General features: G+C 70.2%; 12 protein-coding genes. All 12 read right to left on the minus strand.

Going from position 1 to position 11,706, the window contains the following annotated elements:
* Positions 1-895, minus strand: an 895-nt coding sequence (locus G3N93_RS24195; protein WP_206134120.1) for a YCF48-related protein, incomplete at its 3' end; no start/stop codon positions are given.
* A 150-nt stretch (positions 896-1,045) separates the two neighbouring features.
* A complete protein-coding gene (locus tag G3N93_RS24200) occupies positions 1,046-2,251 on the minus strand; it encodes an acetyl-CoA C-acyltransferase (protein ID WP_206134121.1) in 1,206 nt (401 codons plus the stop codon).
* Positions 2,252-2,268: 17 nt separating this feature from the next.
* Positions 2,269-2,754, minus strand: coding sequence for a MaoC family dehydratase (locus G3N93_RS24205; RefSeq protein WP_206134127.1), 486 nt, complete (start codon positions 2,752-2,754; stop codon positions 2,269-2,271).
* Entirely contained in the window at positions 2,754-3,554 is an 801-nt protein-coding gene (locus tag G3N93_RS24210) for an SDR family oxidoreductase (protein WP_174940821.1), read from the minus strand. Before G3N93_RS24210 ends, G3N93_RS24205 begins: the two co-directional genes overlap by 1 nt.
* On the minus strand, positions 3,551-4,753 hold the full coding sequence (locus tag G3N93_RS24215; protein WP_206134122.1) for an acyl-CoA dehydrogenase family protein: 1,203 nt from the start codon (positions 4,751-4,753) through the stop codon (positions 3,551-3,553). The genes G3N93_RS24210 and G3N93_RS24215 overlap by 4 nt, the downstream gene beginning before the upstream one ends.
* On the minus strand, positions 4,750-5,988 hold the full coding sequence (locus tag G3N93_RS24220) for an acyl-CoA dehydrogenase family protein (protein WP_206134123.1): 1,239 nt from the start codon (positions 5,986-5,988) through the stop codon (positions 4,750-4,752). The genes G3N93_RS24215 and G3N93_RS24220 overlap by 4 nt, the downstream gene beginning before the upstream one ends.
* A gap of 3 nt (positions 5,989-5,991) precedes the next feature.
* Positions 5,992-6,870, minus strand: coding sequence for an SDR family oxidoreductase (locus G3N93_RS24225; protein ID WP_206134128.1), 879 nt, complete (start codon positions 6,868-6,870; stop codon positions 5,992-5,994).
* Between the two features lie 34 nt (positions 6,871-6,904).
* The gene (locus G3N93_RS24230; RefSeq protein ID WP_206134124.1) at positions 6,905-8,056 is read right to left on the minus strand and encodes an acetyl-CoA C-acetyltransferase; all 1,152 of its coding nucleotides are present in this window, start codon (positions 8,054-8,056) and stop codon (positions 6,905-6,907) included.
* Positions 8,056-9,123, minus strand: a complete 1,068-nt coding sequence (locus G3N93_RS24235) for an acyl-CoA dehydrogenase family protein (RefSeq protein ID WP_175042305.1) — start codon at positions 9,121-9,123, stop codon at positions 8,056-8,058. Before G3N93_RS24235 ends, G3N93_RS24230 begins: the two co-directional genes overlap by 1 nt.
* A gap of 35 nt (positions 9,124-9,158) precedes the next feature.
* A complete protein-coding gene (locus G3N93_RS24240) occupies positions 9,159-10,328 on the minus strand; it encodes an acyl-CoA dehydrogenase family protein (RefSeq protein ID WP_174944132.1) in 1,170 nt (389 codons plus the stop codon).
* Positions 10,325-11,140 carry an enoyl-CoA hydratase family protein gene (locus G3N93_RS24245; RefSeq protein ID WP_206134125.1) on the minus strand — a complete coding sequence of 272 codons (816 nt, stop codon included), beginning with the start codon at positions 11,138-11,140 and terminating at the stop codon, positions 10,325-10,327. Before G3N93_RS24245 ends, G3N93_RS24240 begins: the two co-directional genes overlap by 4 nt.
* Positions 11,141-11,159: 19 nt before the next feature.
* On the minus strand, positions 11,160-11,706 hold a 547-nt coding region (locus G3N93_RS24250; protein ID WP_206134126.1), incomplete at its 5' end, for a nitronate monooxygenase.

Consider the following 11,706-nt stretch of genomic DNA (forward strand, 5'->3'; position numbering starts at 1 on the left):
CCATGTCGAGCACGGCCGCGAGGCTCTGCACGCCGCCGAGCTTGCGCACGTCGCAGGTCAGCCCGCCGTCGCGCGACGCGACGATCGCGCCGCCCTTGCCCACCAGCACGAGTTCGCCGTCGGCGAGCTGGGTCGCGCCGAAGTACGACACCGGCACGTGGCTGTCGACGTGCGTCCAGGTCGCGCCGCGATCGGTGCTGCGCACCACGTTGCCGCGCATCCCGTACGCGACCCAGTCGCCGTTCGCGAGCATCAGCGCGCCGAACAGCGAGCCGGCGTACGGCGACGGCAGCTTGTCCCACGTCGCGCCGTTGTCGGTCGAGCGCAGCAGCGTGCCGCTCTCGCCGGCGACCAGCAGGTTGCCGTGGCCGTCGCCGACGATCGCGTTCAGGTGACGGTCGCCGGCCGGCGTCTTCACGGTCTGCCAGTTGAGGCCCGCGTCGTCCGAGCGCAGCAGCTGGCCGAAGCTGCCGGCCGCGAACAGCGGGCCGTCCGCCGTGCCCCAGACGGACAGCAGCGGATCGGAATGTTCGTGGTCCATGTGCACTTCGCGCCAGTGCATGCCGGCGTCGTCGCTACGGACGATCCGGCCGTCGTGGCCGACCGCGACGCCGAGCGTCGGCGTGATGAAGCGCACCTGCGTGAGCGTCGATGCCTGGTCGGGCGTGGTCGATGCCGGCCGCCAGTGGGCGCCCGCGTCATCGCTGAGCAGGATCACGCCCCGTTCGCCGACCGCGACGATGCGCGCGCCAGCCCGGGCGAGCCCGTTGATCTGCAGCCGGTCCGCGTGGATCGCGGTGACCGGGAACGCCGGCAGCGGGCGCGGCGAAAACGCGAACAGCGCGGCGCCGAGCACCAGCGCCGACATCGCGAGTCCGGGCAAAGTTCGTTTCATCGCTTGTCTCCTGTGTCTGCGTTCGACGACGGTGCGCGCCATGGCGCCCACCGCCGTCGCCTGCAAGTCTCCGGGCCGTCGGTCGTTGCCGCGGCCTCGAATGGTCCTGAATGGCGGGCCGCCTGAGCGGCGCGGCCCGTCCGCGCGCCGCTACGCGCCGATTTCGAACAGCGCGGCGGCCCCCATCCCGCCGCCGATGCACATCGTCACGACCGCGTGCCGCACGCCGCGCCGCGCACCTTCGAGCAGCGCGTGCATCGTCATCCGCGTACCCGACATCCCGAACGGATGGCCGAGTGCGATCGCACCGCCATCGACGTTCAGCCGGTCATCGGGAATGCCGAGCGTGTCGCGGCAGTACAGCGCCTGGCACGCAAATGCCTCGTTCAGCTCCCACAGCCCGATGTCGCCGACGGTCATCCCGAAGCGCGCCAGCAGCTTCGGAATCGCGAATACCGGGCCGATGCCCATCTCGTCCGGCTCGCAGCCGGCCACCGCGAGGCCGCGGAACGCGCCGAGCGGCGTTAGCCCGCGACGCACCGCCTCGCTGCGCGACATCACGACCATGGCCGCCGCGCCGTCAGACAGTTGCGACGCATTGCCGGCCGTCACGAACTCGCCCTGCTCGACGACCTTGCCGCCGCTCCACGACGGCTTCAGCCCCGCGAGCCGCTCGGCCGTCGTGTCGGCGCGCACGCCTTCGTCGCGCGCGGCTTTCATGTCCTCGTGACCGGCCGGGTTGCCTTCCTTGTCGAACAGCGCGCGCCGCACGTCGAGCGGCGCGATTTCCGCGTCGAAGCGGCCGGCTGCCTGTGCGTCGGCCGTGCGCTGGTGGCTCTGCAGCGCGAACTCATCCTGCGCGGCGCGCGAGATCCCGTAGCGGCGCGACACGATCTCGGCCGTTTCCATCATCGCCATGTACGCAGCCGGCTGATGGTCGAGCACGGCCTGCGAACGCGCGCGATAGGCGTTCTTGTGCTTGTTCTGCGTGAGCGAGATCGACTCGACGCCGCCCGCGACCACGATCCGTGCATCGCCCGCGCCGATGCTGCGCGCGGCGCTCGCGATCGACATCAGGCCCGACGAGCACATGCGGTCGATCGCCATGCCGGGCACCGATGCGGGCAGCCCGGCCGCCGCGGCCGACAGGCGTCCGATGTTGTAGCCCTGCGTGCCCTGCTGCGCAGCGCAGCCGATCAGCACGTCGTCGACGTCGGCCGGCGCGACGCCCGCGCGTTCGAGCGCGGTGCGCACGACGTGGCCGCCCAGCGCGGGCGCCTCGGTGTCGTTGAACATGCCGCGAAACGCCTTGCCGATCGGCGTGCGTGCGACGGAAACGATGACTGCGTCTTCCATGTCTCTGCTCTCTGAATCTAGAAGTAGTAACGGCTGATCGTGTCGGCCACACAACCGGGCTTGGCTCCGCCTTCGATCTCGACGGTCACGCGAATCCAGGCCTGCACGCCGCCTTCGAGCGGCTCGACGCGCAGCAGCTCGCCGACGCCGCGCACGCGCGCGCCGACCTTCACCGGCGCGGGGAAACGGATCTTGTCGCAGCCGTAGTTGACGCCGAGGCGCGCGCCGTCGATCCGCACGATCTGCGGCAGGAAGTAATTCACGAGCGACAGCGTCAGGTAGCCGTGCGCGATGCACGCGCCGAACGGGCCGTCCTTCGCGCGCACCGGGTCGACGTGCACCCACTGGTGGTCGCCCGTCGCATCGGCGAAACCGTCGATGCGGATCTGGTCGATCGCGAGCCACGCGCTCGCGCCGAGCGTGTCGCCGACGGCCGCCGCGAGTTCGCCGGGATGCGCGAACACGCGGGGCGTCGCGCGGACGGGGTCGAGGGTCGTGCTCATCATGCGTGCTGGCTGCTGACCGACAGCACTTCGCCGGTCATGTACGACGCGTAATCGCTTGCAAGGAACACCATCACGTTCGCGACCTCCCAGACTTCGGCGGCGCGCCCGAAGGCTTCGCGCGACGCCAGTTGATTCAGCAAGTCGGCCGGGGCCGACTTCTTCAGAAAATCGTGCATCGCGATGCTCGGCGCGACCGCGTTGATGCGCACGCCGTACGGCGACGCCTCGAGCGCCGCGCAGCGCGTGAGCGCCATCACGCCCGCCTTCGCGGCCGCGTAGTGCGCCTGTTCCGCCTGCGCGCGCCAGCCGAGCACCGATGCGTTGTTGACGATCGCGCCGCGGCCTCGGGCCTGCATGTGCGGCAGCATCGCGCGCGTCATCCGGAACGTCCCGGTAAGGCTAATGTCGATCACGCGCGACCATTCGGCATCGTCCATATCGACGATGCGGGTCGAGCCGCCGAGCCCGGCGTTGTTGATCAGCACGTCGACGCCGTCGAGCTTGTCCTGCGCTTGCGCGACCAGCGCCTGCACGTCGGCCTCGACCGCGACGTTGCACAGGCGGCCGTAGACCTGTTGCAGCCCCGTTTCGGCGCGCAGCGTCTCGACCGCTTGTTCGAGGCGCTTTTCGTGGATGTCGGAGATGAACAGCGCGCGGCAGCCTTCTTCCGCGCAGCGGCGCGCGGCCGCGAAGCCGATGCCGGCGCCCGCGGCAGCCGTGATCAGCACCGATTTGCCGGCGAGCAGCTGGTGGCCCGGCACGTAGGCCGGCGCTTTCTGGATCTGGGGTTCGGTCATGCTGTTCCTCGTGCTTCCCTGGGCATGCCGAGCCCGCGCTCGGCCATGATGTTGAGCTGGATTTCGTTGGTGCCGGCGTAGATCGTGTCCGCACGGGAGAACAGGAATACGCGTTGCAGATGGGTGAGCTTTTCGTCGGCCGGATCGATCACGTTCGCGCGGGCCCCGAGCGCATCCATCGCGAGCTGGCCGAGGTCGCGGTGCCAGTTCGACCAGAAATACTTGTAGATCAGCGCCTCGCGGCGCAGCGGCGCGCCCGCGCCGGCATCGGTGTCGTCCGCGCCGGACAGCATCCGCAGCGCGTTGTAGCGCATCACGCGCAGCCCGGCCCACGCGCGGCCGATCCGCTGGCGCAGCACGGGGTCACGGTCCGCGCCCGCTTCGCGCGCGGCGTCGATCACCCATTCGAGTTCGCGGACGAACTGCATCTGCTGGCCGAGCGTCGACATCCCGCGCTCGAAGCCGAGCAGCGTCATCGCGATCCGCCAGCCGTCGCCGGGCGCGCCGACGAGGTCGCGGGCTTCCGCGCGCGCGCCGTCGAAAAATACTTCGTTGAATTCCGCGCCGCCGTTGAGCTGCTTGATCGGCCGGATCTCGATGCCCGGCTGGTCGAGCGGCATCAGCAGGAACGACAGCCCCTTGTTGCCCTTCGACGCGGGATCGGTGCGCGCCAGCACGAAGATCCAGTCGGAATCGTGCGCGAGCGACGTCCAGACCTTCTGGCCGTGCACGCGCCACGTACCGTCCGCATCCTGTTCGGCGCGCGTGCGCACGTTCGCCAGGTCGGAACCCGCGCCGGGCTCCGAATAGCCCTGGCACCAGAACTGCGTGCCGGCCAGGATGCCGGGCAGGAAGCGCGCGCGCTGGTCGTCGGTGCCGCACGCGACGAGCGTCGGCCCGAGCAGCCCTTCGCCGATGTGCCCCATCCGCCCGGGGCCGCCCGCACGTGCGTATTCCTCGTGGAAGATCACCTGCTCGGCGACCGAGAAGCCGCGCCCGCCGGCATCCGTCGGCCAGCCGAGCCCGGTCCAGCCGCCCTGCGCCAGTTCCTGCTCCCACGCCTTGCGCAGCTCGGGCCACGCTTCCTCGTCGCCGGGGCCGCCGCGGTATTTCAGGCACGCGAAGTCGCCGGTCAGGTGCGACTGCACCCAGTCGGCCACTTCATGCCGCAATTGCTGTTCGCGCGTTTCGCTGTTCATTGAAGAGCTCCTGCGCGCGCAGCCGACGGACGAGATGCCGCCGCGGCGGCCGGGGTGAATGCTTCGTCGCGATGCGAAGCGCCGCCGTCGATCGCGTGGGACGCGATCCATTCGAGCAGTTGCGGCGTGCTGCCGAACTGCGCACCCGACGCCTGTGCGCGCTTGAAATAGAGATGCGGGTCGTATTCCCACGTGAAGCCGACGCCGCCGTGCAACTGGATCGCTTCCTGTGCGCAGAACCCATACGCGTCGTTCGCGGCGGATTTCGCGGCGGCGATGTCGGCACGCAATGCGTCACTCGGCGGCACGCTGCCGGCTTCGGCGTCCCACGCATGCGCGGCGCCGAGCACGGCCGAGCGTGCCGCTTCGATCAGCACCATCATCTGGGCGCAGCGGTGCTTGACGGCCTGGAACGATGCGATCGCTCGGCCGAACTGCACGCGCTGGCTCGTGTAGTCGAGCGTCAGGTCGAGGCATTGCTGGGCGCCGCCGAGCTGTTCTGCGGCCAGCGCGAGCGCCGCGAACCAGGCGGTGCGTTCCAGCACCTGTGCCACCGCCGTGCCGCCGGCAAGCAGCGCGTCGCAGCTCACGCGGGCTTCGTCGAGCACCACGCGCGCGATCGGCCGGGTTGCGTCGAGTGTGTCGAGCGGCGTGATCGTGAGCCCCGACGCCGTTGCGACGTCGATCGCGAACAGCCCGATCGACTGCCCTTCATTCGCGATCCGCGCGGGCACCAGCAGCAGGTCGGCGCGCGCGCCGTCGATCACTTGCTCGATCGTGCCGGAGAGCGCGTAACCGCCCGCTGTTTCTTCCGCGACGATTGGCAGCGACCGTGAAATGGCCGGCAGGTCGAACGGCAGTGCCAGCGTCGCACTGCACGCGCCTTCCGCGATCTTCGCGAGCCAGCCGTTTGCCAGCGGCGTATCAGCGAAGCCGGCGAGCGAGGTCGCCGCAAGGCACGCGGTCGAAAAATACGGCACGCATGCGACGCGCCGGCCGAGCTGTTCCATCAGCACCGTCTGCTCGACCGCACCGAGCCCCAGCCCGCCTGCCGCCTCGGGCAGCGCGAGCGCGTTCCAGCCAAGCTCGCCTGCCAGCGCGGACCACAACGCATCGTCACGGCCGGCCGACTGCTCGAGCGCGCGGCGTACGTCGGTGGACGCGCTACGCTCCGCGAGCACGTCGGCCGCCGCGTCGCGGATCATCGCCTGTTCGTCGGTGAGCGCCAGATCCATCGTTCAGCTCCCGTACACGCGCTGCGCGGGACGCGCATCGGCGAGCAGCTTTGCCACCGCCGGGCCGACCTCGGCCGCCGCCCAGCGCGCGCCGCGATCGACGCTCGGGCCTGTGCGCCAGCCTTCGGCAACCGCGATCATCCCGCCCGCGACCTCGAACACCTGGCCCGTCACGTCGGCCGACTGCGCACTGCCGAGCCACACGACCAGCGGCGCAACGTTGGCCGGATCGAAATAGTCGAAGCCGCCGTCCTCGGGCTTCTTCATCATGTCGGCAAACACGCCTTCGGTCATCGACGTGCGCGCGGCCGGTGCGAGCGCATTCACGCGCACGCCGTAGCGCTGCAGCTCGGCCGCCTGCATCAGCGTGAGCGCGGCGATCCCGGCCTTGGCCGCGCCGTAGTTCGACTGGCCGATCGAGCCTTGCAGCCCGGCGCCCGAACTCGTGTTGACGATCCGCGCGTCGATCGCGTGGCCGGCCTTCGCCGCATCGCGCCACACCCGTGCCAGCACGCTCGACAGGCAGAAGTGGCCGCGCAGGTGCACGCGCATCACGTCGTCCCAGTCGGTTTCGGTCATGCTCGTGAACATCTTGTCGCGGCAGATGCCTGCGTTGTTGACGAGCACGTGCACGTCGCCGAATGCTTCGCGTGCCGCGTCGACGATCCGCTGTGCGGTGTCGACCTGCGTGATGTCGTCCGCATTCGCAAGCGCGCGGCCGCCGCGCCGCGCGATCTCGTCGACGACCGCTTGCGCGGCGTCGTGCCGGATGTCGTTGACGACGACCGCCGCGCCTTCGGCCGCGAACGTGAGCGCGTATTCGCGCCCGAGCCCGCCGCCCGCGCCGGTGATGATGACGGTGCGTCCGTTACAGATTCCCATGCTCATGCCTCTTGGATCGTGAAAGATGGCGCGCTCACAGGCGCTCGATGATCGTGACGTTCGCGAGGCCGCCGCCTTCGCACATCGTCTGCAGCCCGTAGCGGCCGCCCGTGCGTTCCAGCTCGTGCAGCAGCGTCGTCATCAGCCGTGCGCCGGTCGCGCCGAGCGGATGGCCAAGCGCGATGCCGCCGCCGTTCGGGTTGGTCTTCTCATGCGGGAACCGTGTATCGGCGAGCCACGCCTGCGCGACCGATGCGAACGCCTCGTTCATCTCGACGACGTCGATCTGCGACCAGTCGAGGCCGGCCTTCGCGAGCGCGGCCTTCGTCGCGGGGATCGGCGCGGTGAGCATCCACAGCGGATCGTCGCCGAGCACGCTCAGGTGGTGGATGCGTGCGCGCGGCGTGAGGCCGTAGCGCTTCAACGCATCCTCCGACACGATCAGCAGCGCCGCGGCCGCATCGCAGGTCTGGCTCGCGACGGCAGCCGTCAGCGAGCCGCCCGGCGTCAGCGGTTCGAGCGTCGCCATCTTTTCGAGCGACGTGTCGGGGCGTGGCGTCTCGTCGTGCATCACCCCTTCGAGCGGCACGATTTCCCGCTTGAAATGCCCGGCCTCGATCGCCGCAACCGCACGGCGGTGGCTTTCGAGCGCATAGCGCTCCATCGCGTCGCGCGACAGGTTCCAGTGATCGGCGATCCGCTGCGCGGCGACGAACTGCGACACCGGCGCATCGCCGAAGCGCGCGCGCCAGCCGGTGCTGCCCGAGAACGGGTCGTTGAAGCCGAGCGGCGCCGCGCAGGTCATCGCGGACGAGATCGGGATCTGCGTCATCGTCTGCACGCCGCCGGCCACCACCACATCCTGGACGCCGCTCATCACCGCCTGCGCGGCGAAATGCACGGCCTGCTGCGACGAACCGCACTGACGATCGACCGTCACGCCCGGCACCTGCAGCGGCAGCCCGGCCGCGAGCCAGCAGGTGCGCGCGATGTTGCCCGCGAGCGGGCCGATCGTGTCGACGCAGCCGAACACCACGTCGTCGTATTCATCGGCGGGAATCGCGTTGCGCTCGACCAGCGTCTTCAGCACGAAGCCGCCGAGGTCCGCCGCATGCACGTGCGCGAGCCCGCCCTTGCGGCGGCCGGTCGGCGTGCGCAGCGCGTCGACGATATAGGCTTGTTTCATCAGTTCAATTCCTCGAGGTCGAAGGTCTGCGCGGGGCCGATCGGCAACGCGTCGCCGAGGATCGCGTCGGCCACGCGGGCCTTGTGGAATGCGCTGTCGCCCCAGCTGCCGGAGAGCGCCCAGATGCGTTTCATGAAGATCTGCAGGTCGAGCTCCCACGTGTAGCCGATCGCGCCGTGCACCTGCATCGAGTGGCGTGCGGCGAGCTGTGCGGCCGACGTCGCCGCGAGCTTCGCGTGCGACACGAACACCGCGCGCTGCGGGTGATCGTCGGCGATCGCCTGTGCGGCGCGAGCGACCACCGGCCGCGCGAACTCGTAGCGGATCGCGACATCGGCGAGCAGATGCTTGAGCGCCTGGTACGAGCCGATCGCCTTGCCGAACTGCTTGCGCTGCGCGCTGTAGTCGATCGCGACGTCGAGCACGCGCTGCGTGAGGCCGAGCAACTGCGCGGCGACCGCGAACGCGCCGTGGTCGAGCGCGCGGTTCAGCAGCGGCGCGGCTTCGTCCGCGCTCGCGATGCGGGTGGCGGCCGACGGTTCCCAGTCGAGCGTGAACAGCCGCCGCGACGGGTCGACGCTGTCGACCGCGCGCCATGCGCACTGCGCGGGATCGACGCGGTGCAGCTCGCCGCGGTGCTCGCACAGCAGCGTCTGCGCGACGTGCACGTCGGCCGCATACGGGTTCACCGGATGCACGAGCGCCACACGCGCACGCCCTTCGGCGATGTCGCGCAGCAGCGCATCGCGCCAGTCGCTCGCCGGCAGCCGCGCCAGCACGCCGGCGGACACGAGCGCCGTGTCGAGCAGCGGCTCGGGGCTGCCGAAATAGCCGTAGGTCTGCGCGAGCAGCGCCCATTCCGCTTCGGTCAGGCCGAGGCCGCCATGCGCCTCGGGCACCGACACGGCGGTCAGCCCCTGCGACGCGAACAGCGCCCACAGGTCGTCCGACCGCCCGGTCGGCGTGGCCCAGAGCTCGCGGATCAGCTCGGGGGTCATCTCGGTCATCAGCAGGCGCTTCACGCTGTCCGCGAGCGCTTCCTGGTCTTCATCGAATACGAAATCCATACGATGTCCGTTCAGTAAGGGTGGCGCCGGCGCGCTTACGCGCGCGGCATGCCGAGCATCCGTTCGGCGACGATGTTGCGCTGGATCTCGTTGGTGCCCGCGTAGATCGTGCCGGCCTGGGCGAACAGGAAACCGTCGAGCCAGTGGCCGAGCGTCGCGTGCTGCGCGGCCGTCTGCGGGACGACCTCGCCGTGCGCGCCGAGGATGTCGAGCGCGGCCTGGTGCATGCGCAAATCGAGCTCCGACCAGAACACCTTGTTGGTGCTCGACTCCGCGCCGATATGGCCGCCTTTCAGCAGCCGGCTCGCGGTCGCGTAGGTCGACAGCGCATACGCCTGCGCATCCATCCATGCCTGCACCACGCGCTCGCGCAGCGTCGGGTCGCGGTCGGCGCTATCGCGGTGGGCGAGATACAGGTCACGCAGCGCCTGTGCGGTGCGCTGGAACCGTGCCGGCGAACGCAGCATCAGCCCGCGCTCGAACCCGGCCGTCGCCATCGCGACCTGCCAGCCCGCGCCTTCGGCCGCGAGCCGGTTCTCGACCGGCACGCGCACGTCGTCGAAGAAGATTTCCGCGAAACCCGTCTGCCCGTTGAGCTGGCGGATCGGCCGCACCGTGATGCCCGGCGCGGACAGCGGCACCATCAGGAACGTGAGCCCGTGGTGACGCGACGATTCGGGATCGCTGCGGAACAGGCCGAACAGCCAGTCGGCCCACACCGCGCGCGTCGACCAGATCTTCTGGCCGTTCAGCACGTATTCGTCGCCGATGCGGGCGGCTGTCGTGCGGATCGCGGCCATGTCCGAGCCCGCGTTCGGCTCCGACCAGCCCTGCGCCCAAACGTGCTCGCCGGCCGCCATCGCGGGCAGGAAGCGCGCCTTCTGCTCCGCCGTGCCGAAATCCATCAGCGTCGGGCCGAGTAGGAAGATGCCGTTCTGGTTCACGCGCATCGGCGCGTCGGCGCGCCAGTACTCTTCCTCGAAGATCAGCCACTCGATCAGGTCGCAGCCGCGCCCGCCGAGTTCGCGCGGCCACGTGACCATGCTCCAGCGGCCCGAATGCAGCGTGCGCTCCCATTCGCGATGCGCGGCGAAGCCTTCCTCGGTGTCGAAGCTCGGCAAGCGCTCGCGCGGCACGTGCGCGGCGAGCCATTCGCGGATCTCCGCGCGGAACGCCTGTTGCTGCGGCGTGTAGGTCAGGTTCATGCGCGTGCCTCCTCGGCGGTTGCCTGCGCATCGAACCGCGCATCGCGCTTCTCGACGAACGCGGCGCGCGCTTCCGTCGAGTCGTTCGTCATGTACGCCTGCAGCGTGAAGCCCTGCTCCCAGCGGTACTTGTCCTCGAGATCGCCGTCCTCGACGCCGTTCAGCGCCTCTTTCGCGAGCCGCACCATCGCCGGGCTCTTCTCCGCGATCTTGCGGGCGATCGCGAGCGCCGCGTCGCGCAGCGTGTCGCGCGTCACGACCTGCTCGACCGCGCCGAGCCGATACGCTTCGGCCGCGTCGATCATGTCGCCGGTGAAGTACATCGCGCGCACCTTCTGCACGCCGAACAGCCGCTGCAGATGCGCGCCGCCGCCCATCGCGCCGCGATCGATCTCGGGCACGCCGAAGCGCGCGCAGTCGGCCGCGACGACGATGTCCGCCGCGCCGCAGATGCCGATCCCGCCGCCGAGCACGAAGCCGTGCACGGCCGCGATCACCGGCTTCGGGTTGCGGTGCACCGCGCGAAACGTCTCGTAGTTACCGGCGTTGACCGCCACGATCCGCTCCGGATGCGCGGCCAGTTCCTTGATGTCGACGCCTGCGCAGAAGCCGCGCCCTTCACCGCGCACGACGATCACGCGGATGTCGTCGTCTTCGCCGAGTGCGTCGAGCGCACGGGAAAGTGCGTGCCAGCCCTGCGCGTCGAGCGCGTTCACGGGCGGATGGGCGATCACCAGTTCGGCGATGCCGTCTGCGCGACCGATCCGGAACGGCATCGCGCCGGCCGGTTGATTGGATGCTGTCATCTCCATTGCCTCCCTGTGATGTTTTTCATGCGGCCTGCGCCGCTGCCGCGCCGCGCAGCGCGGCCAGTGCGTCAATCCGCTCGCCGGCTTCCGCGACGATCCGCGCGATCAACGCGTCGCACGATTCGATCGCGCCGATCATCGCGGCCGCCTGGCCGCTCGGCAGCACGCCTTCATCGGGGCGGCCCTCGACGATCGCGCGCTGGATCAGGAACGGTGCGTTCGCGGCCATCAGCGTCTGGCTCGCGGTGTAGTCATGCGAGCGCAGCGCCTTGATCGCGAGGCCGAGCATGTCGCCCGTGCTCAGGCCGTTCTGGCGGCGCCATGCTTCGGCGGTCTTCAATGCGAACCACGTGCGGCGCAGCGGGCCGAAGCGTTCGAGCTTCAGCAGGTACGGGTTGTCGATCATCCGTTGCGGCAGCCCGTCGAGCGCGTCCGACACGCGGATGCGCGCCGGGTCGCCCACCGCGACATAGCGCTCGAGCGTCTCGCGCGGCACCGGCGATTCGGCGCTCATCAGGAAGCGCGTGCCCATCGCGATGCCGGCCGCGCCGTACGCGAGCGCGGCGGCC

The sequence above is a fragment of the Burkholderia sp. Se-20378 genome, from assembly GCF_017104665.1.
Taxonomy (GTDB): Bacteria; Pseudomonadota; Gammaproteobacteria; order Burkholderiales; family Burkholderiaceae; genus Burkholderia; species Burkholderia lata.

Bases quoted from the DNA above. Each gene is read 5' to 3' on its own strand.
- G3N93_RS24245 (WP_206134125.1), bottom strand. From the start codon at position 11,140: ATGGAGATGACAGCATCCAATCAACCGGCCGGCGCGATGCCGTTCCGG.
- G3N93_RS24205 (WP_206134127.1), bottom strand. From the start codon at position 2,754: ATGAGCACGACCCTCGACCCCGTCCGCGCGACGCCCCGCGTGTTCGCG.
- G3N93_RS24210 (WP_174940821.1), bottom strand. From the start codon at position 3,554: ATGACCGAACCCCAGATCCAGAAAGCGCCGGCCTACGTGCCGGGCCAC.
- G3N93_RS24215 (WP_206134122.1), bottom strand. From the start codon at position 4,753: ATGAACAGCGAAACGCGCGAACAGCAATTGCGGCATGAAGTGGCCGAC.
- G3N93_RS24225 (WP_206134128.1), bottom strand. From the start codon at position 6,870: ATGGGAATCTGTAACGGACGCACCGTCATCATCACCGGCGCGGGCGGC.
- G3N93_RS24220 (WP_206134123.1), bottom strand. From the start codon at position 5,988: ATGGATCTGGCGCTCACCGACGAACAGGCGATGATCCGCGACGCGGCG.
- G3N93_RS24240 (WP_174944132.1), bottom strand. From the start codon at position 10,328: ATGAACCTGACCTACACGCCGCAGCAACAGGCGTTCCGCGCGGAGATC.
- G3N93_RS24235 (WP_175042305.1), bottom strand. From the start codon at position 9,123: ATGGATTTCGTATTCGATGAAGACCAGGAAGCGCTCGCGGACAGCGTG.
- G3N93_RS24200 (WP_206134121.1), bottom strand. From the start codon at position 2,251: ATGGAAGACGCAGTCATCGTTTCCGTCGCACGCACGCCGATCGGCAAG.
- G3N93_RS24230 (WP_206134124.1), bottom strand. From the start codon at position 8,056: ATGAAACAAGCCTATATCGTCGACGCGCTGCGCACGCCGACCGGCCGC.